The organism is Paraburkholderia phytofirmans OLGA172 (genome assembly GCF_001634365.1).
Lineage (GTDB): Bacteria > Pseudomonadota > Gammaproteobacteria > Burkholderiales > Burkholderiaceae > Paraburkholderia.
On sequence record NZ_CP014579.1, the window covers coordinates 133211 to 153818 of the forward strand.

Consider the following 20608-nt stretch of genomic DNA (forward strand, 5'->3'; position numbering starts at 1 on the left):
GCTTGTATGGTCGGAGCCGCTAATTGGTCATGTGGCGGATCCCGGGCGACAGAATGGCGTCCTCGTTGTCGTCCGAACGGTTCGAGAGGGCACGCGTATGCTAGCTCGTAGATATCTGCAAATTACTTTTGTTGCCCTGCTTGGCAATGCGGTATTTGTAATGCCTGCCTTTGGGCAGACGGACATTGCCGTCCGCGACAAATCTTCGGTTCTTCGCATAACCTGCTCATGGGACCAAGGCGAGAAGGTAAGTATGGGAACGGGAATCGTTGTGAGCGACTCGGGCCTCGTACTCACCGCTGCGCATGTGATTCCCGATATCCCGGCCAGCGATCCTCTGCTTTGCTATGGGTATCCCGGAGGCTTTAACGATTCGGCATTCAAGCTCATCCGTACGTCGAACGTTGATCGAAGTGCAACCGTCGACATCGGATACCTGCAGGCCGAAAATCCGGTCGGCTTAAAGAAGCTAGGCCTGGATTCGAGCTCTCCGGTAGAGACCCAAACCGACATCATCATTGCTGGTAGCAGGCGGGACTCCCAGGTCGCTTACTACCACGGAGTCGTGGCAACAGCGCCGCAGTTGAATAAAGTCGTCGATACGGATATCGACATCTGGCCGGGATTTAGCGGCGGCCCCGTCTATCTTAAAACGACGAGACAAGTAGTCGGCTTTGTGCACTCGGGCGTTCCCAACTCGGAATTCAAGGAGAAGAACGGGCTGTCCGGTGAGGAGATGGGGCACGCACGAGTTATCTTGTTCAGTTCTGTGGCTGTCAAGCTAAAGAGTGTCATTGCTGCGAGTGAAAAGTTTCATGCCTCTCCGTCTGAGACCAATCTTCGTCTGACACTGCTATCCATGACGTGGGGGGCGGCGGCACCGTCGTCAAACTCGCCGCAAGCGTTGGACTTCAGTGATGTTACGGATCCGGCCGCAAAAGCGTTGATCTCGCAAGATGTGCGGTTTGATGTTGACGTCAAGGCGGGTGCTTCAAAGGTAAACAATAAAGTGGGGGTCTTGTACAAAACATGGTTCGACACTTCGAAGACGTCGTCGGAGGGGGAACATAAGTACGTGGGGGTTGAAGGTCCGAAGTCGCCTGACTTGTACTACTACGTGACAACCCAGGATAGTCCCAAGAAGACAAAAACGGGCAAGGGATTCGACTGGTATTCGCAAACTGCCGCGCCGGTCTGGGGTGAGAACTTTGACTGGAATTCGGTCATTGCAGGGGCGACCGCGCTTGCAGCTCCCGCGCCCAGCGTGAGTTGGGCCAAGCCCGCCTCGCTTCCCCGTCATCTCAGCCAGGTGGAGGTTGGATATTCGATTACGTTGGGGCACGTCGGCAACACTCCGTTGCCCGTGAAAGTCTTTGCTGCAGAGCCCGGATACAAAATAACGGACTTTCACATTGTTTCTAGCGCGGCAAACGGGATAGTGGCGAATGTACCCGTACTTAGCGAAGATGCAAAAGTTGTAACCCAGACATACAAAGCCTCCTCGCCTGCAACCAATGGAGGTCCTGCCGCATTCTTTGGGACACTTATCACGATTCAAAAACCAATCGAGTAAAGGGAAGACCTGTGAACCGACGCAATTTTTTTGGGCAGTCTGCTGCAGTCTCTATTTCGCTTGCGATGACGCCACTAGCGTTTGGAGTGGAGCAGGCCGATCCAGTTTTTTCTGGCGATATCGACTACAGCGATACAGGGGACTCCTTACCTCATGACATCCCTTTTGGTACAAATCCGGCGCTGGATGAGGAGGAGAAGCTTGCTCGTCAGATTCTTGATGCAGCGCCCACAACGGGTTCACTTCAGGATATCGAATATTATTTCATGAATCTCACCGTGCGGAACAAAGACGGTGAGCTCTACAATTCGCAGTGGAAGAATCGATGGAATCCCGTCATCGTTCAGTTCTTCCGGTCGACCGCTAGCACAGCACATAACGACCTCGTCCCGTGGTGCGCAGCGTTTCAGAACTGGTGTCTCGATAGATTGGGCTTTAAGGGTACAAATAGCGCATCATCAGGATCATTCCGAACATATGGGCTGCAGGTAACAGATCCGAAACCGGGTGACTTCGTTGTCTTTCGCGACAAGGATCCTGACGCCGCTAGGCAGGGGCACGGTCACATCGCGCTGTTTCTATATCGAGATGGTGACCGAGTGTTTGTGCTCGGTGGGAATCAGCATGCCGGCAAGCACTTCACCTCCGTGAATGTATCTCACTTTCCCCTTGTTGGTTATATGCCGATAGACGGCTATCGCCGCCCAGTGAAGAAGTGAACTCGTCGCCTGGACCCCTGGGCCAAGTTGAGATCAGTCTGCGAGGCAAACCGTGTCCACAAGGCTCTGCAGTTGACAGGTACTGGATGTCGCCATGAACAGATTTCTTGCGACGTCAGGACTTGCCGACTTGGTGAAGCTTTCCCGGAGCCGATTTTGGGTTGGGTGGAGCGAAAATGGGGACCTGCTACCGGAGCGGATTAATCACACTTTTCGCCCAATGCGGCGAGCTTGTCACAAAGAGCCCCTCCCCACCGCGCGAGGTCGAAGTTGCGTGGGTCATCGTGACCGTCGGGGATGCCGCGATCAATGGCAACGTGATATGCGGGAACCAGCCACCGTTTTGCACGTACACTAGCGTCGATGTATGCCAACGCGAGGCGATCATATTGCGCGTCGGTGAACCCGGGCGTCTGGGCAATCCGGTCATTTCGACAATTGCCCTTTGCGTTCAGTGGCCCCTCGCTAGGACGCAAGTCAACCGTCCGTAATTGAACGTTCTCCACATGCAGGAAGATGCCACGAGTGCGGTCGCCAACAAAACTCTCTAGTTTGGTCGCTCTCCATGGTGTCGAAAAGTCACGTCCTTGCGGCTGGATAGACTTGCCGTCACGGGTGATGAATAGATGAGCGTCCCCGCTGTCTTCCCACCGTTCCTTGCGATTCCAGGTGGCGGAAGAGGAGTCGGATTCAGAAAATTGTTGAGTACGTGTGCATACGTTGATGCTTGTGTCGTGAATGACGAAGTATCGCGCTTCGGGGTGATCGTTCGCTGACGAATGGGAGACAGGCTTGTCGAGCTGGCCGCCGACTTCGTCTTCGCCTATTCCCTTGCCGTGTAAATAAGAACGAAATCGCTCGGTGTTTAGCGTAAATTTCCGAGTCATCAGCGACTCGAAGGGAGGCGGCAGCGAGGATCCTCTGCGCGGCGCTTGCCGGTCGTTACCCGCAGGCTGTAAAAGGCATTTCGCCTGTTCGAGTCGCGTGCCCGAGAATTCAAGAGTCGCGGAGTCGAATGCACAGTCCGTAGTAGCTGCTCCGGCTGTGGACACGGCGACAGTCGCTAGAATCGGTGGAACTAAACACCGAATCATTCTAAACGGATTCAGACCTCTGCCGGCGTACGGTTGTCCAAAGCTAGGCATCTGAGCTCCTCACCTGGTTGTTGTAAGTTTCTCAAATATGTATGACCAAAAACTCGTCGTTGCGATTTTTTAAGCGATCTCTATTTGCGATGAAACACATTTCGACTTGCGAGCACTGGCTTGGGCCATGGTGATTTGACGCCGACCAGTGGATGTTTGATAACGAAATATCCGAACGTCGGGGCCCACCAGTCCGATTTTCAATCTACTGACCTGCTGGAAGCCGAGGACACAATCCAAATGAGAACGAGATCGATCAGACGGCTACAATGAGAGGAGGATGCGACCGAGTTCAATGCGCCCCCTTGTTCAATTCGGATATCCACCGCACATCGTTGGCGGCGGCGAGGTGGGGCAGACCTTTTGGAGGCAAAGCGCGACATATAGACGTGGAAGCCGTGTAGTCGAAGAGGGAATGAGGCGCCGCCAGGTTTTGCAGAGTGTCGATGGGCTAACCTCCTTTAAGCGGATGGCTATCGAGATACTTTCTCAACTCGACTGATATGTTCTCTTTTTTCAGAGCAGCGATGAAAGTACTCCTTGCGTCAAGCTGATTCGCAAGGGTCGAAACCTCTGGCTGGTCATCGGTGTACTTCGCCAATTCGGGCGATTGTAACGATACCTGTAAGGCCTCAAGTTCACGCATCTGGTCAATTGCAGACAAACTCGAGTGCTCATTCAACCCAAACAAAATTCTCCAAAACGGAAAACTCACCTGCGCCGGCTCTTCTACTTTGAATGGTCCCTTAGCGGAGTGCTTCATTGCGACGTCGGCCCTGAGAAGTCCATTGCCGAAGTAGGTGCGACTCGTTTTCGCACCGGCCTTTGCGACGTCAGCAGATTCAAAAATTGCCTTCATGCTTGCCTCTACTCTTGTCGGACCCGGAGCTATATGTTCTTGAACAGCGTGGGACTGAAGCCAAAGTGCGAATGCCGCAGCGACTTGAGGAGTCGCTGCTGACGTACCAGCTCCGTCAAGGTCATATTCATGCTCTGTCCCCCACTTGGCCCACGGAATATTAGGCGTATAAGCTGCAACAGCTTTCTGCATCACTGAGGCTGGTCCGTAATTTCCTTCCATGGAACCATCGGCTCCCGGCGGACTTAAGTAGGGCGTGTAATCAGCCATTGCACCTGAAACGGTGACCACCCTAGAAAAACGGCTCGGATAGACAGTAAAGTGAGTCGGAAAGTTGGAAAAATTGTTGCCGGCTGCGGCAACGATTACGATCCCTTTCGAGTAGGCCTTATTTACTGCGGATGCCCATTTGCGCGAGGGTAGTCCGCCCATACTGATTGATACGACGTCGCAAAATTGCTCCGTTCCGGCACCTGGTAGAGTTGCCGCATAGTCTATGCCCTGCGCCATCTCCTTCGTCCAAAAGTGCACGACCGAGTCAGAGATTCTGACGGGAACAATGAGCGCGTCTGGAGCCCCACCAAGGTCCCCTTGAAAATGATCGGAATTCTCAGAGGCAAGCACCTTTCCACCCGCAAGAATGCCAATCGTTCCAGTGCCATGCATAGGATTTTTGATCAACGCGGTGGAGGTGCCAGGATCGGTAGCGTTGTCGATTCCGACCTTGTCCCCGTCAAAGAAATTACGCTGAAGCTTGGTTTGCAATTGACGCGGCGTGCTGCTGTGTTGTGGCCAAATCCCGGTGTCCAGAATTGTTATCCTTGGAATGCACCCCCCCTTCTTTATTTGAGTCCTGGCGGTAGCAAGCCCTGAGTAAGCGTCTTCCAGGTGCCACGCGAACCGGTTGCCATTTGGCCACGGAGGCGGCAACGGACCTACTGCCTGCACGGAGGTTGGTGCCTTACTCTCGACATTTGGCTCAATATAAACGTCATTCGCTCCGGATGATGTTGACGCAATTCCCGGTCCCCGCGCAGTCTCGGCGGCCGTATATGCATCATCCCAAGGATTGGTGTCCGCAGTGGGAGGCAATTTCGGTACGGCGATGAGCCATCTCCCTTGCTCGCCGTTGCTTAAGATCTCGGCTTCCGACGCTGGCGACAGGGGTTTTATGTCGTATGTACTCGCTAATGAATCAAGTCCCTGAGCGCTGGCGATCGCAGGACCCTTTTGTTTCACGAAAATGAGCAATTCATGCCGCCGGATGGAGTCGGTGTCAGCATTTTGGGCCCAACCAGATACTGGAGAGAAGCTGATAGTGACGAGCAGCACCACGGTACGCTTGTTCATCCGATGTCTCCATTTAGTAACAATGGACTGCATAAAGCGGAACCCAGATTGAAAATAGCAACTGTGGACGCCGCATTAATATGCATGCGCCTATGTAAAAGAAGCAGCGGAAATCGGGATGGCATGGCGAATATCTGTCGATACTCGCATTGGACGACTAAATAAGGTCAAAAACGCACGAGGCGTAACGTGTCTTCCTTCAAAGCATGACTCATTCATTTCACTGTCGTCAATCGGATTTTGTGAAATTGCGAGCTACATGATACGGTTCCAGGGAAATCGATAGTAGGGTCTATGCCGCTTATCGTGGGTTCCGATGCCGAGTGATCTCAGCAGAAAGACGGAGGAGGTCAGATGTGATTCCAGTGGTCCGGTCAGAATTGAGAGGCACTATCGAACACCGGTCCCTGCACGTGTATGGCGTGAGCTTTACTTTCATGAACCATTGGAGAGAGGCGCGCCGACGATCAGCTGTCGGGGTGACTGCGCGGCTTGCGGCGTTAATGACGATCAACGAATCATGACGGCGGCAGGCTTCGTGCTAGAAATACGTAAATATAGTCAGCTAGCGAGAACGTCAGAAGATTGTCGTTGGATGGGACCTTCCCGCGTGTTGCGACGGTTGTTTGAGAGCATCCTGCGCTGATTAATCTGCTCAGAAATTCGCTTAAAGTGAGCCGATTCTAAATGTCTGAGCCGAGTTGCTTCAAGGTATTGGCAGTCGAGTGGATGAAGGCCATGTCGATGAGAGTTGTTGAAGGGGCCGGCTAGTACCGGCGAAACGCTACGACGATGGGCGAGTTCGGACCATCCTTGACCCAGTCCCTGACCGGTGCTTCAATCGTTTTGCTCGCAACAAACAGATGTCGCCTACTGGTTCGCGAGGCCGGATGTTGAAAGCAGGCGGCGGTCTAACGGGTCGTTCAGCTAATAGGTATGGGGATGCCAATCGATTTGCCAGTTTGGGTGAAGGCCGGGGTCGGCTGGGCGTGGCCAAAAGTAAAGCAATGGGGTGTCGACTGGTTCACCCGGGCTGGCGTGAGCCGGAAGTCGATGGATGGTGGAGATCTTGCCGGCGAGGGCAGTCTTCCGTACCTCGTCAAGATGGAGTTGGAAAGACTCGCATCAGACCCCTTGGCTTTACCGCAGATTCGGTCGGAAGCGTTTAGAAGCTGGATTACCTCGCTCGCCAATCTCGACCTGTTTGTCTCCGTTCTTGTCGCGAAAGCCGGCGGCAGGGATGATGTGGCGGCAAACGCCTACGCTTCGCTCGCAGATAAATTTCAGGAGGCGGTGGGCGAGACTTCAAAGCTCGCCACAGGCTGGATTAACGTCACTATTTCCTACATACACGGGCAGCTGAACGCTACCGATGCAGGGCGAAGCGCGCTGCAAATTGCTTTGGGTTACCGGAATACGGCCCAACTGGATCGCATCGAAAGCCTGGTGATGCCGCCGTCTGCAGAGGACGTGATTGCCAAAGCGAGGAAGGTTGCCACGGGGTTGCTAGTAGCTGGCCGCCGAAGTTGGAAGATGCCTCGGTCCGTTGCACCGTTGACACTAGAGGAGCACAAGTCGAATGCGGGCGGTGAATCCCAACGGATCACGATTGCTGAGCTGGCTTCGGCCATCGATGACGGCAGAAATCTAATTCTGTTCGGTTCGGGTGGAATCGGAAAGACGACCTACCTGCTCGAGCTATGTGGGCTATGTTTGACTGCCGGGGGCCGGATACCGTTGTTCATTGATGCTGCCGTCTGGGCACGTAGCAACGCATCCGTTCTGGATTATATAGTCGGTTCGCCCGCAGCGCAGGTCAATCAGGCAACGGCAGCGGAGCTTGCAGATCGACGAATTGAGCACGGCGACCTCGAATGTGTCACAACGGCGACAACACGCCATATGTTCGGTCGCCGCGCTTCCGTCTTTGCGGCGCGAACCCTTGCACGTTAGAGTTCTTTTTTGGACGATTGATTGTTGGAGGGATTCAAACTACGCTGAGGCGGACGACTAGCGCGGAGAGCCGCCATGTTTTCTTCGCAATATGCTGCGAGGTTCAGATTACTGGCGTGCTATCTATGTTTGGCCGGGATGATTATGCCTCGAGTACGGGCGGAAGGTAGTCCCCCCAAAGAACCCGCTTCCGCGCCGCATGCCGATTTGCTGACCTTTCTCCTGGAAAAGGCGAGCGCGATGGTCGGAGCTCACCCAACTCGCTACAGCAATCACATTTCACGCGGCTTGGCGTTGCATGAAACAGTCGTTCGAATAACGGACGAAAAGATAGATTTAAGTTCCGTGTTGGGTAATGTATCGGACCCGACTTATTACCTCCGATGGCAACCGTTGGCGATATCCGACCGGAGCGCCGAAGGTGATCCCGTCGGACCGATTCCTTACGCAAGGACTCCATCAACACCTGCCTGGGGCTCATCCGACGGACTCAGGCCGGGACTATACGAAGTATCGTTGGTACGACGAGACGATGATACGTATCGGCTAGCCGGCGCTGCCACCGCTTGGGTACTTATCTGTGACGCGAGGACGTTCAAGGCGGACAGTGCGGCCTTTCGCGATGCGCAGCGTAAATTGGAAGCGCGGACGTCTATCGATCCGACGGAGGAGAAAACGCTCCTGCGCGCTATGCTCGATCTGTTGGCGAAGCAGGGTAATAAGTAAAACCTAACCTACCACTGACCGGTGTCGTTGCGATGCGCTACCACTTCAAGCGATTGGCTACGCAATTGAAGCCCAGGAGGGGATGGCGCGGGATGGCTGCCAATCTGGTGGTCTGCTATGCCTTCGTTGTGTTACTGGGTCAGCACAATGTCTGGGAGGTCAGAGACTTTGTGTTCGATCTCCAGGCGCAACTTTTCCATGCCTTGCCCGTAGGGTCGAGGCAAGTGACCATCGTGAGTATCGAGCAGGACGACTATAAGCAGATTTTTCACGATCAGAGTCCCCTCAATGATCAAAAATTACGGAAACTCATTGAGAAGATTCTCGAGGGAAATCCGGCTGCGCTCGGGGTGGACATCCAGACCGCCGATCCGCAGTTTCAGTCGTTGGATAATTTACCCGACCTGAATAAGGTTGTATGGGCACGGGCATCAATCTCGAAGTCCGAAGACCGCATTGACCCGGGCGACGTCCTTGGCGATAGCCCGGCAACACTGATTTCCGGCGTCGCCGTGTTTCCTGACGATTCGGAGGATTCGGCAACCCGTCGGTATCAGCGGCGGGTCAATACAACCAGAGGAGCTGAAGATACCTTTGCGTGGGCCATTGCCAAGCAGTCATGGAAAGAGTCTTCAAAGGGAAGCGTGACGTCCCCTAACGATGACTTCGTCGTCAGGGACGTTCGTTACACGGACTTCCCGCCGCGCCCTGAGCATACCGCGTCACAGGTCATCGCTCCTGGGTTTGGCTGGAACGGGTCAATAGACGGAAAGATTGTTTTGCTCGGTGGTCGCTACGACGCGGCCGACAAACACAAAACGCCTTACGCCGGAGAGATGGATGGCGTTGACGTTTTGGCGAACGCTATCGAGACCGAGATTAACCATCGCTCGCAGGCAAGCGTTACCCGGCTTCAGCTATTTTTTCTGGCCATTTCGCAAGTGCTTGTACTCAATTGGCTGTTTTCCTGGAAGTCGTTCGGGCTAGCCTTGACCATCAGTCTCATCTTCGTGCTGGACGCTGTCCCCTTGTTCTATCTGTCAGGATCATTCCAGCTATGGCCGTATAGTGCACTCCTCACCATATTAGTGATCATGGAAGAGGGTGTGGTCCATTTCAATCATAAAGTCAATGAGATGATGCGTAAGTATTTCGCCCGGAAAGATCCGACATCAGAAGGAGAGGGGGACAAAGAGGCCGACACCCCCCACAAGTAAAGAACCAACCTGATTGCCAACATTGGTGCTTCTAGCCTGGAGCGCATTATGACGAAGCGGTTAAGTTCTCTTATGGATAGGACACGCTTATACATGCGAAACCATGCCGGAGTCTTCTTGCCGGCCGGCGCCCGCGCACTTATGACCGTCTTCGCTCTGGCTTGGACTGGCGTGGTGAACGGACAGTGGGGGCAGCAGGTACCCTATGCGCCCGGCGCAAGCGGGCAGTTCCGCACGGCTGGTAGCCAGGATCCTCGTTTGGTTGAGGCCAACCAGCTCAATCAGCAAATGGAAAGTCTGTACCGCGAGGGGCGGTTTCAGGAAGCATTGCCTATCGCTCAGAAAATCCTGACGCTTCGGGAGAGCGTTCTCGGGGACCTTAACCCGAATGTCGCAGCGGCCCAAAACAGTCTGGCAATCCTCTACGATGAACTCGGGCAATATTCCGAGGCCGAGCGTCTTTACCAGCACGCCTTGGCAACGTACGAGAAAACTACCAGTCCTCAAAACCCGTCTTACGCAACCGCCCTTAACAATCTCGCCAATCTTTACCAGGCCACAGGTGAATACGCGAAGGCGGAGCCGTTGTACAAGCGTGCACTCTCAATCTACGAAACAGGTACGGAAAAAAATCTGCCAAATATAGGCAAAGCGTTGGGAAATCTAGGGTTACTGTACAACGTACAAGGGCGATACAAAGAGGCGGAGCCGTTGCTTGTTCGCGCGTTGGAGACCTACGAGAAGGCATTAAGCCTCACTGACCCGCTGGTGGGAACGGCTCTGAACAATCTGGCATCCCTTTACCAAGAGGAAGGCGATTACGCTAAGGCGCAACCACTGTTTGAGCGCTCCTTGGCGATCTTCCAGACAACGCAAGATCCTGAGAGTCCTATCTTAGCCAAAGCGCTAAACAATCTTGGGCTGATCTATACGTATGAGGGGCGCAATGAAGAGGCAGAGCAGTTGCTCATGCGTTCGCTTGCGATTCGAGAGAAGACGCTTGGTCCGGATCATACGGATGTCGCCCAAACACTGAGCAACCTTGCGGCGCTCTATGAGTCTCGCGGCCTTTACGCGAAGGCCGAACCGTTGTACGCGAGGGCCGTCGCGATTTATGAAAGGACTCTCGGACCTAACCATCCAGAATTAGCTACGGCGCTCACCAATCTGGCAGCGCTCTATGAAGACGAAGGACGGTACGCAAAGGCAGAGCCTCTCTGTAAGCGAGCCTTAACAATTTATGTAAGTAACTTCGGCCCTGACCATCCGGAGGTTGCCGACGTCCTGGACAGGCTGGGGCAGCTTGCTATGGATCAGGGGCGGTATGCCGAGGCAGAGCCGCTGCTGCAGCGCTCCCTCGCAATTCGAGAGAAAGTTCCCGGGCAAGTAAATGGCGGTGTAGCAACATCGCTCAACAGTCTGGCCGGACTCTATCAGCATGAAGGCAGATACACAGCTGCAGAGCCGCTTTACCAACGCGCTCTGGCGATTTACGAGCGGAGTATCGGGCCAGAGAATCCAGAGGTCGCCCGCTCGATGAACAACCTTGCGGGACTCTATGTAGACGAAGGTCGATATCCGGAAGCGGAGCAGTGGTACAAACGCGCGCTAACGATGCAGGAGAAACTGTCAACTCCTGCGCATCCGGATGTCGCTGCATCACTCGACAATCTTGCAACGCTTTACACAATTGAGGGGCAGTACACGACGGCCGAGCCCTTGTCTCAACGTGCTCTCGCGATTCGAGAGAAAGTCTTGGGCCCCGATCATCCAGACGTCGCCAATTCGCTTAACAATCTGGCAAGTCTTTATCTAAATGAAGGTCGGTTTGCAGAGGCGGAGCCGCTGTATCGTCGTGCTCTTGCGATCAAAGAGGCAACGGCAGGTCCAGAGAGTCCAGAGGTCGCCACTGCGCTCAGTAATCTGGCTATGGTTCAAGTCGAAGACGCGCCGGCAAAGGAGATGTTTCAGCGAGCCCTCGCGATCGAGGAAAAAACCTTGGGCCCAGAGCATCCGCTTGTTGCTGCATCGCTCGACAATATTGCATCGCTATACATGATTCAGGAGCAGTACGCTCAGGCGCAACCCCTGCTTCAGCGGGCGCTGGAAATTCGCGAGAAATCCTTGGGCCCCGAGCATCCAGAAGTAGCTAACTCGTTGTACAAACTCGGTCTGCTGGATCAAGAATTGGGCTTGTACGCGGCGTCCGTGCCGCTGTACCAGAGGGCCTTGGCAATTCGCGAGAAAGTCCTGGGTTCTGAGGATGAAAGCGTGGCGCTAACCCTGCAGAATCTTGCGCTGCTTCATTGGTCGCTTAATGATGTCCGGGGGGCGATAGGACTTGCAACTCGTTCGGCTGACATCGAGGAACATATCCTGGCTATCCAACTTACCGTCGGATCAGAGCGAGAGAAGCTTGAGTATTTGCGAACAATCTCGAACAGCTTAAACGTCAGTGTTGACCTCCACTTGCACGGTTCGCCTAGCGATCCCAAGGCGGCCGAACTGGCGCTGACCACGATCCTGCGCCGTAAGGGCCGCGCTCTCGACGCTGCGAGCAATCAGATTGCTGTTGTACGCCGGCATCTCTCGCCCGCCGACGCGGCTTTGCTGGACGAGCTGGCGGCCCAGCGTAGCGAGCTGGCTAAGCTGACGGCAAAGGGGCCGGACTCAAGTGACACCTCGTATTATCGTTCAGAAATATCGAGCATCAGTGCGAAGGCCGACGATCTTGAGCAAAAGATAGCCGCACGTAGTTCCAGCTTAGCCGCGCTGGTGCAACAAGTGACGGTAGATCGGGTCCGCAAGGTTATACCTGCCAATGCCGCACTGATCGAATTTGTTGCTTATTTTCCATTTGATCCCAAGGCTGCACGTAGCGAAAGATGGGGCGCACGACGCTACGCAGCTTACGTGCTGACGAAAAATGGCGATATCCGATCGGCTGACCTTGGCGACGCGAAGGCAATTGATCGGGAAATCGGCGATTTTGGAGAAGCGCTGTCCAACCCTGAGCAATTCGACGAGACGCACACGAAGCGTTTGGCGCGGGCGTTGGACGAGAACGTGATGTCTCCAGTTAGACCACTGCTCGGAAACGCCACGCAGCTACTAATTGCCCCGGACGGCGCGCTGAACCTGGTTCCGTTCGCAGCCCTCGTCGACGAGCGGAACCATTATTTGGTTGAGCAATATTCCATAACGTATCTTACTAGCGGACGTGACCTGTTGCGGATGCAAAATGATGCGCCCAGTCGTAGCGCTCCGGTGATCATCGCGAACCCAGCCTTCACTTTCGATGTTATCAAAACAGTTGCTTCTGTGCACGCGACTGGAAGCTCTTCTGCAGCAAGATCTGGTTATCCCCGGATGCATTGGGACCCGCTGCCGGGAACCGCACAGGAAGCTGCAGCGGTGAAAGCATTGATGCCACAGGCGCAGCTTCTTGAGGGGCAATACGCCACTGTAACTGCCCTTGAGAAGGTTGCCGGTCCGGAGATTTTGCACATTGCGACCCATGGGTTCTTCTTGCCTGATCAACCGCCTGTGCCGCCGTCAATCGGACCGGATGTGAAGAAGTCCAGAGAATCGCTAGTAGAAAATCCTCTATTGCGTTCAGGTTTGGTCTTCGCTGGAGCGAACTCCCGAAATGGTGGTGAAGGGCAGGACGGGATTCTGACGGGACTTGAGGCTACGGGCCTGGATCTCTCGGGTACCAAGCTCGTCGTTCTTTCAGCGTGTGAAACCGGGCTAGGGCAAGTGAGGAGCGGCGACGGAGTGTATGGCCTGCGTCGCTCCCTCGTCTTGGCTGGAGCGGAAAGTCAGCTGGTGAGCTTATGGCAGGTTGACGACAAGGCGACTCGAGATTTGATGGTGGCGTTTTACAAGCGTCTGCTAGCGGGAGCGGGCCGTGGCGATGCACTGAGGCAGGTTCAGTTGGATATGCTGACACATCCTGAACTACGGCACCCGTACTACTGGGCCGGTTTCGTCCCGCTTGGTGACTGGAGAAATCTGAAGGACGAGCCGCTGTAAAGGCGGGTCGTTGACTTTCACCGAACTCTGACATTAACAAGCAGATTTTCCGTGGAGCGAAAAACCACTGGTTACGTACGTTCCGCCATATCAACAAACTTAGGACACTGTTTGAACTGTCAGTCTAGTTCGAACCGAACGACGGCGAGGTGCCGCACATCTTCGCTCGGTTGCCCGCTAACACAGTCGCCGCTGATGTCGTTGAGACGCTGCCTTCAGAGCAAATTGCGCTACTCGTCAGTCTGCTGAGTCGCCAGCGCGGCCATGCTAGTGAAGTGACCCGGATCGCAATAATGTATGAAATCTAGCACTTCACTCAAGACGGCGGGGGTCTCCGCCAGGAGCGACAGGTCATGCTCCGGCTGGGCAACCTGGTCGAAGTGCGAGTAGGTGTGCAGGAATCGCAGGATTCTTGTTTTTTTATTGGGATCGTATTCAATGCCCTGCAGCTTTTGATACAGCTCACCGACCTTGTCCGGTACCCGGAACGCGAGAAACGACTCGAGCAGCCGTCGCGCGATGTTGGGCATCGCGTAGTAAGCCTCGATGCTCAGAGTTGAAGCCTTATTTGCCTCCTCGTGTACCCGTTTAAAGAGGTAGTGATATTCGGACTCATATTTGTGAAGAAACGGGTCGAGTTCGGACAGCCGTGCGGTTCGTTGCCCATCGATGAACTCACTGGTTAGCATGTAAAATCGTGCTGGACGCGGCCGGGCCTCGGTTTCCTTTTTGTTTTGCCCCTCGAGGTTGTAGTACCAGTTGCGAACCTGGCGGAAGAAGGTGAAGTTGTGCGTCAGCACGAACAGCTGGCCGGCCGTGTGGGTGCGTTCCTTCATGAAACCAAACGCGCTGAAGAGAGAATTGGCGTCTAGGCTCGAAACAGGGTCGTCGATAACGACAACGCCATTGGTGAGATCAAAATCAGCCCCCTTGAGCGATTTTAGGAAATGGAGGAAGGCGATTGCAGTGCGTTCGCCGTCGCTCAGATGGGCTGCTGGCTGGCCACCTCTGGTAATCCGATACCCGTTCTGTTCGACGTGGAAACGTAACTCGTCGCGCCCAAGATATGACGCGACTTCCACGTTGAGTTCATCTGCCGGCCGCCTATGTTGCCGGATCTCGCGCTCCAGCTGAGCTATCTCCTTAGTGAGCTTGTCCGCACTTTCACGCTCCTTCGTCGCTTTTTCTCCTGCATCCTCAACCTGCGTGGACTTCTCCCGCCAGCCTGGGAGTGCCCGGACCAGTTCGTTCTGCGCCAGTGCGGCGCGAGCCTCCTTCATCTTGGCGTCGAAGGTGTCTGTATGCGAGTTATGGCGCTGAATAATCTCCGCGAGCTTGTCGAAAGAGGTCTTGCCAATCACTGCGCTGAAAACAGCGACGCCGGCCATCGCAGCCTGGAAGAATTTCTCGACTTTCCCGACAGGGTAGTCGGCGCTACCATCGCCTGTCATGAAGCGGGAAAGCTCGAGACGCTTAAAAGGATCCTCGCGTTTCGCTTTTAACCCGCGCAACAAGACTTCAAGCGAGAGTCGCAAAGTGGATGCGCTCTGGCTTAAGGAGTCCCTTGCGGTTTGATATTCGTCGCGAAGCTCGGAGTAGAGTGCCTCTTTCGGCGGGACCTGCAACCGATCTCTGAACTCACAGGCCGCTTCGACCTCGATAATCAAACTGTCGAGGTCTGACTGGAATCGCTTGAATTCATCGTTGAAGTGTGCTTCAAGCTGCGCGATCCGCGCTGGTGGAAACGGCTGGTCGCAGAACAGGCAAGTGCCTGACTGCTGAAGTTCGGTGTGGAGGTACAACCCGGAATTGACCCACCGGGAAACGGCGGGGTTTTCGACGAGTTCAGCAATTGTCGCAGAAACGAGCGAGCGCTCAAGCATCGTCTGGGAACGTGTTGTCAGATCGGCAAAATCCGGGAAGCGAATCGAAGGATCGGACACCTTGTCCATCGCCTTTCCTTCCTTGGTAGCGAGATATTGCTTCCTCTGCTTGTCCGTCAAAGGCTGGGGGGACGGCGCCGAGTCGGCGAGCTTCTTGATGGCTGTCTTGAAATTCGCAGCATTGTAGTTGTTGTAGATTCCGCCGCCTGAGACAGTCAACAGGTTCTTGATCCCCTTCGACTCTTCGGCGGAAAATGACTCCATGGCTGCACCAGCCTCGGCTTTCGCGCGATTGAAGCGGGATTCCTTTTCGACGTGAACTGCCTGCTGCTTTTTTAACTCCTCGATGAGCTTTTGCTTCTCGACACTATCTTCTCCCAAGTAGAACACCGGGGGAAACTGTTGCCCTCCGACTTCGAATACGTTCCGGTCGACTGTGTCGCGATTGAACACGCGTACCGGCGGCATTGCCGCTTTGGCAAAATCCGCGCCAGCCACACGCGTCTGGTCGATTTGGATTTCGACATCGCCGTCGGTGAGCGAAGTCCTGGTCTGCAAATGCCTGAAGATGTTCGAGATCGAAGTCTTACCTGTGCCGTTCCATCCATAAATCATGTTAAATCGGCTAAAGTCTGGCAGACTCGTCGCGGGCCAGGCGAAGTCGCGGAAGATCCGATAGTTCTTTGCCTTCCGTATGCGTGTGATTCTCATTGTGTTTTTCAACCTTCGGGATGTCGTTGCGACCACGTCGTGCAAGTGATAAATGGTGCGGGAATCCTCATGGCGGGCTGGCCGATTCACTCCAACTCGCTCCGAGCAGTCTAGCGGATTTCGTGTCAGCATTCTCCGAACCGAAACTGGATTGAATTTTTAAGCATCTGCCGCCGCTATTTGTTCTGTACATGGCTACGCGACAGCGTCTATCGTTCTCAAAAGACTAACGCTAAGCGATATGTGCGTGGCATAGTGCGATCATTCTCTTAACCACGCGGAGTTCAATATGGCAACGCTAGAACAAATTCAGAATCGATTGAAAAAGCTGCAGGCGCAGGCTGATGCGTTGATCGCCAAGAAGGCACAGTCGGTAGTCGACCAGATTCGTGAGTTGATGTTGAAGCACGGTCTCACGATCGCAGACATCGAAACAAATGTGAAGGCTCGCCGTGAAGCGAAGACTTCGGTTGATCGCAAGGCTGCTGTTAAAACCAAGGGCGCGAAAGCTGCTGATGTGCCGAAGTATCTCGACCGGAAAACCGGTGCGACCTGGACCGGCCGTGGACGCGCGCCCGCCTGGATCGCGAGCGCCAGGGACCGTACCAAGTTCCTTGCCGATGTTAGGGTTGAAGCAGTCTCTGCAACAGATGAGAAATCGACGGTCGTTGCAAATGGCGTTGTACGCACCGGACAGCCTAAGGGTACGCAGCCAGCGATGTACGTCGACCGAAAGACGGGCGCCACCTGGAGCGGACGCGGACGCGCGCCGTCTTGGTTGGCTGCTGCAAAGGATCGCACGAAGTTTCTGATCGATCCGGTTGTCGATGTCAAAGGAATTGTGTCGAAGGAAGAGGTCGCTCCAACGGCGATCCAAAAAGGCGCCGTCGGAGCGAAGAAGGTTGCAAGGAAGAAATTAGCTACGGCAAAGAAAGCTGTCATTAAAGAGGTGTCGACTACGAAGATGGAGGCTACCTCCAGAGTCAAGAGGGTTGCGGCCAAAAAGGCCAGCGACCGGAAAAGCGCTGGAGCTAGGGCGCCTGCAGTGGACGCTGGCTCTGATGTCGTGGCCGAGTCGCCGGCCGAGCAGCTAGCAGCGTAAGTTGATGGTCGTGCAATACCGCGATCCCAGTGCAACTATGGCGTCTGCACTGCACGGGTCACAGGAGCTGGCTTTCATCTTTGATCTCTCTGCGAGGCAGTTCCATAGTTAGGTGCGAGGCGTTCAAGTCTGTCAGCCATACGGTTGAACGGTTCGTGGAAAATTTATGCGGCTGAATTTTTCTGCTGCGGAGGTCGGAATGTTTGTTGAAGAAGAATTCAAACTGAATAATGGTGAGAAACTCGTCAATCATCGCTCACGCGTCGCGGGATTCATGCAAAACGAAGATATCGACGAGTACGACGTCATTGACGCAAGCGGGGAGACGATCGCATCAGTTAAGATAACGGTGCATACTGATGTCAAGGCTCCGTTCAAAACTACGAGAACTGTTCAGCGCAAAGATCGGGTGCGCTAGTAGAACCCGACCGTTCGAGCGCCTCGTCTTTTCCAGTAACTGGATGATCGTCCAAAATGCCTGACGTTACATTGGAACATTTCGAGCGCGCCGGCGCCGATATAGGAGCTCACGGCGACAACGACACGTTGCCGTTCGATATAGACACGCGCTTTGTTGAGCAGCGCCATGCGGAACTTGCCGGAATGGCGTTTTCCTTGTATCAGGAGTTGCAATGCGACACTGTCAAGAACAGCGCACGGAAACTCGCGGAGCTCAGCGTTTTCAATGAGCGTCTTTTGGCCCCCACTGGGCCCGCTGGATTCCGGATATCCACGAAGATCCATCCGTTCTGGACCGTCTATTTCAATGGTCTCGGCATCGCGATTGCAGACGCGCTCGAAGACCAACGCGACCTGTGTGCAAGGTCATACCGGTTCCTGCGTGACGGTGGGGATGAACTGTTCAACAGGAATTTTTCATGGCGAGCGTTTCGTGAAGCCACTGTCGCAGAGGCAAACAGTATTGCGGGCGGGGCGATTGTTGCGCAAACGGATATCTCGAGCTTTTATGAGCACATTTCGCATCATCACGTCCAGAATTCACTGAACGACCTTTTTCCTGATGGACGGATAGGCAACCAGATAACTGCGTTGCTCGGAAAGTTCTCGGCGGGGCGTTCGTTCGGATTGCCTGTAGGCGGTCAGGCTTCCCGCGTGCTTGCGGAGCTCTTTCTCGACTCCGTTGACCAAAAGATGACGGTCGGCGGGTTCCGATGGTTTCGATACGTCGATGACTATGTACTCGTCGCGGATTCCTATCCGGATGCGTACCGTGCGCTTGCGGCACTTTCGTATGCTCTAGCCGACTACGGCATCACGCTGAACAAGACGAAAACGGTGTTGCTGACGTCGAAACACTACGTCGACTATGTTGCAGCGCAGCTTGGCAGCGACGGAGATGATGCGGCCCGGTTGCGGGCAATCGACCTGTATTTCGATCCATATTCGGATGCAGGGGCGGAAGACTATGAGTCACTCAAGCAGACTGTCGAGGGTCTGCAAGTGCAGGCAATCCTGGAAAGGGAGCTTGAAAAGTCTCTACCCGACAATTTTCTGGTCGTACAAGTTAGCAGGACGCTGAAGTTGCAGCCGCCCACAGCGGCGTTGCAACTTGTCAGGACGCTCCTTAGCCCTGACAACCTTCATGCGTTCCGCGCCTCATGGTCGACAATCATGCGGGGGATCGCAGGCCTTCGCGCTACCCTCGCGTTCAAGGATATCTTTCCGCAAATAGATCACATGCTGGACGCAGTGCCCGAGCATTCATCTCATCTGCTGCAGGCGGAAGCCAGCGTGTTGCACTATATACGGACGCTACACATGGAGCGAACGTCAAAGCGAGCAACGTTTGTCCAACGCGTGTATGACATCACGCGCTCGGAGACCGTGAAGCGGGCTTGCATCGAGTGTTGGCGCAGGTGGAAGGACCGGGCCGCTTTCACGGCGCTTCGGAACAACTGGTCGAGCATGAGCCCAGAGTGCCAGCGTCTGGTGTGGCTCGCGGCTGCATCGTTTGGTGATCAGGGGGAGGGGTTCCGGCGCCAGGTTGAACCCAGTCTGAAGCGCGCTTGGCAACTCGGCATCGAGAGGCAAAATAGCCCGGCCTTCGCTCTGCTTTACCAAGGTTGGTGCGATGACGCTGAAGCTACTGCATGATCCCCGGACGGTTGCCCGTGACGTCCCGGGGCTCTTCGATGTTGTCTTCCCGCAACTGACGCCGGGCGTCGTCGCGTATTTCAACCGCACGCGCAAAGCTGCCGATGTCAATCCGGTCGCAACCAGCCTGATTGCGCAAAGCAAGCTACAAAAGGCCATGCTGTTTGAACTCGGTTCGACAGTGGGGGAAATGCTGCTGGAGGGCAGGCCTATAGACTGGGACGAGTGTCGACGCGTTTCAGTCGCGCGCCAACGACGATACTTCGACGCCGATATTCCTGAAGGGATAAGCGACCTCGACAGAAGCGTCGCGGAGAAAGTTGGGCACAACATCGCGTCGATAGTTTCCAGTATGGCCGCGACACGTGGTCGAAATGTGACGGTTGCTCCGCAGATACCAGGCCTGCACTGGATTTCCTCCGGGCGCGGCGATTTCGCCGCTGGTCCTGCCCTTATCGAAGTCAAGTGCACGAACAAGAATTTTTCGTCCGCCGATTATCGCCAGATTGTGATGTACTGGCTGCTCGGATATGCGGCTTCCATTGAGAATCGTGGGCAGGAATGGCCGGAGGGCGTTCTGCTTAATCCTCGATTGGCACAGTACGTAGTGTTTGACTTCGACGAACTCATACACGTCATCGGAGCTGGGCGCACGAAGGTCGAGATCCTCCAGGTATTCGCTTCGATGGTCGGTGACCGAGGTCTGCGATAGCTGCGCGGCGCAAGTTGGCTTGCCAACGCGTTCCGCCGGGCTCGCTTCAGGAAAATTGAGGTGTCAGCGTCAGTCTGACGCAGCCAAGCGCCGCACATCGCTGTCAGTCACGGTCGTCATGCACCGCTTACTTGGGTGACGGGCTCCCGTGAACTGATGTATTTCTAGACGCTTGGACATGTCGTTCATCATCTGCGTAACGTCGGTCCAGAACTGTACGGCGGGCGGCCTGCCGATGTTGTTCCAACACTATTTGCGCCGATGGCTTGAAGACGGTAACCGTCCGACCACGACCGTTCTTGACAGCATGTTGATGTCGGACAGTTGAGCGCAGCGCGTTGAGTTCAGGCGACGTCGTGGTGAAGCTGATCGGCAACGACCCATGGCAACAGTTCGTCGACGCGATTGACGGGATGCTCGGCGATGCGAGCGATGACGTGGCGCAGGTAGGCCTCGGGATCAAGGCCGTTCAGTTTGGCGGTTCATGCCGAATCCCGCGCTATGCCGA

The 20608-nt window shown here is 54.8% G+C and carries 12 protein-coding genes and 1 pseudogene; 9 read left to right on the forward strand and 4 right to left on the reverse strand.

Features of this window, described 5'->3' with window-relative positions; translation table 11 throughout:
- The first annotated feature begins 97 nt into the window (after positions 1-97).
- Positions 98-1573: a S1 family peptidase gene (locus AYM40_RS21000; RefSeq protein ID WP_063498230.1), complete on the forward strand. Its 1476-nt coding sequence runs from the start codon at positions 98-100 to the stop codon at positions 1571-1573.
- Positions 1574-1584: 11 nt separating this feature from the next.
- Entirely contained in the window at positions 1585-2292 is a 708-nt protein-coding gene (locus AYM40_RS21005; protein WP_148662265.1) for a TIGR02594 family protein, read from the forward strand.
- 200 nt (positions 2293-2492) lie between these two features.
- On the opposite strand, the gene AYM40_RS21010 is transcribed toward AYM40_RS21005, so the two are convergent.
- Positions 2493-3179, reverse strand: coding sequence for an N-acetylmuramoyl-L-alanine amidase (locus AYM40_RS21010; RefSeq protein WP_063498232.1), 687 nt, complete (start codon positions 3177-3179; stop codon positions 2493-2495).
- Between the two features lie 709 nt (positions 3180-3888).
- The gene (locus AYM40_RS21015; protein WP_063498233.1) at positions 3889-5646 is read right to left on the reverse strand and encodes a S8/S53 family peptidase; all 1758 of its coding nucleotides are present in this window, start codon (positions 5644-5646) and stop codon (positions 3889-3891) included.
- A 942-nt stretch (positions 5647-6588) separates the two neighbouring features.
- Here AYM40_RS21015 and AYM40_RS21020 point away from each other — a divergent pair.
- From AYM40_RS21020 to AYM40_RS21035, 3 genes are all read left to right on the forward strand, one after another.
- On the forward strand, positions 6589-7599 hold the full coding sequence (locus AYM40_RS21020) for a hypothetical protein (RefSeq protein WP_148662266.1): 1011 nt from the start codon (positions 6589-6591) through the stop codon (positions 7597-7599).
- Between the two features lie 818 nt (positions 7600-8417).
- On the forward strand, positions 8418-9542 hold the full coding sequence (locus AYM40_RS21030) for a CHASE2 domain-containing protein (protein WP_063498236.1): 1125 nt from the start codon (positions 8418-8420) through the stop codon (positions 9540-9542).
- A gap of 93 nt (positions 9543-9635) precedes the next feature.
- Positions 9636-13577, forward strand: coding sequence for a CHAT domain-containing protein (locus AYM40_RS21035; RefSeq protein ID WP_158515298.1), 3942 nt, complete (start codon positions 9636-9638; stop codon positions 13575-13577).
- 230 nt (positions 13578-13807) lie between these two features.
- Here the strand turns inward: AYM40_RS21035 and AYM40_RS21040 are convergent, their stop codons facing one another.
- Positions 13808-16171 carry an AAA family ATPase gene (locus AYM40_RS21040; RefSeq protein ID WP_063498238.1) on the reverse strand — a complete coding sequence of 788 codons (2364 nt, stop codon included), beginning with the start codon at positions 16169-16171 and terminating at the stop codon, positions 13808-13810.
- Between the two features lie 289 nt (positions 16172-16460).
- Between AYM40_RS21040 and AYM40_RS21045 the strand changes: the two genes are divergently transcribed.
- The 4 genes from AYM40_RS21045 (at position 16461) to AYM40_RS21060 (ending at position 20100) form a co-directional block, all read left to right on the forward strand.
- Positions 16461-17273, forward strand: a complete 813-nt coding sequence (locus tag AYM40_RS21045; RefSeq protein WP_063498239.1) for an H-NS family nucleoid-associated regulatory protein — start codon at positions 16461-16463, stop codon at positions 17271-17273.
- A gap of 166 nt (positions 17274-17439) precedes the next feature.
- The gene (locus AYM40_RS21050) at positions 17440-17691 is read left to right on the forward strand and encodes a hypothetical protein (protein WP_082855205.1); all 252 of its coding nucleotides are present in this window, start codon (positions 17440-17442) and stop codon (positions 17689-17691) included.
- Between the two features lie 56 nt (positions 17692-17747).
- Positions 17748-19388, forward strand: coding sequence for an RNA-directed DNA polymerase (locus AYM40_RS21055; RefSeq protein ID WP_063498240.1), 1641 nt, complete (start codon positions 17748-17750; stop codon positions 19386-19388).
- Positions 19366-20100 (forward strand): hypothetical protein, encoded by a 735-nt coding sequence (locus AYM40_RS21060; protein WP_063498241.1) that lies wholly within the window; start codon positions 19366-19368, stop codon positions 20098-20100. The genes AYM40_RS21055 and AYM40_RS21060 overlap by 23 nt, the downstream gene beginning before the upstream one ends.
- 344 nt (positions 20101-20444) lie before the next feature.
- On the opposite strand, the pseudogene AYM40_RS38755 reads toward AYM40_RS21060, so the two are convergent.
- A pseudogene (locus tag AYM40_RS38755) lies at positions 20445-20582 on the reverse strand (transposase domain-containing protein); the annotation flags it as partial.
- Between the last annotated feature and the right edge of the window lie 26 nt (positions 20583-20608).

Excerpts from the sequence above, each read along its gene's own strand:
- AYM40_RS21055 (WP_063498240.1), top strand. The coding sequence starts at position 17,748 with ATGCCTGACGTTACATTGGAACATTTCGAGCGCGCCGGCGCCGATATA.
- AYM40_RS21040 (WP_063498238.1), bottom strand. The coding sequence starts at position 16,171 with ATGAGAATCACACGCATACGGAAGGCAAAGAACTATCGGATCTTCCGC.
- AYM40_RS21020 (WP_148662266.1), top strand. The coding sequence starts at position 6,589 with ATGCCAATCGATTTGCCAGTTTGGGTGAAGGCCGGGGTCGGCTGGGCG.
- AYM40_RS21010 (WP_063498232.1), bottom strand. The coding sequence starts at position 3,179 with ATGACTCGGAAATTTACGCTAAACACCGAGCGATTTCGTTCTTATTTA.
- AYM40_RS21000 (WP_063498230.1), top strand. The coding sequence starts at position 98 with ATGCTAGCTCGTAGATATCTGCAAATTACTTTTGTTGCCCTGCTTGGC.
- AYM40_RS21035 (WP_158515298.1), top strand. The coding sequence starts at position 9,636 with ATGCGAAACCATGCCGGAGTCTTCTTGCCGGCCGGCGCCCGCGCACTT.
- AYM40_RS21060 (WP_063498241.1), top strand. The coding sequence starts at position 19,366 with ATGACGCTGAAGCTACTGCATGATCCCCGGACGGTTGCCCGTGACGTC.
- AYM40_RS21015 (WP_063498233.1), bottom strand. The coding sequence starts at position 5,646 with ATGAACAAGCGTACCGTGGTGCTGCTCGTCACTATCAGCTTCTCTCCA.
- AYM40_RS21030 (WP_063498236.1), top strand. The coding sequence starts at position 8,418 with ATGGCTGCCAATCTGGTGGTCTGCTATGCCTTCGTTGTGTTACTGGGT.
- AYM40_RS21045 (WP_063498239.1), top strand. The coding sequence starts at position 16,461 with ATGGCAACGCTAGAACAAATTCAGAATCGATTGAAAAAGCTGCAGGCG.
- AYM40_RS21050 (WP_082855205.1), top strand. The coding sequence starts at position 17,440 with ATGCGGCTGAATTTTTCTGCTGCGGAGGTCGGAATGTTTGTTGAAGAA.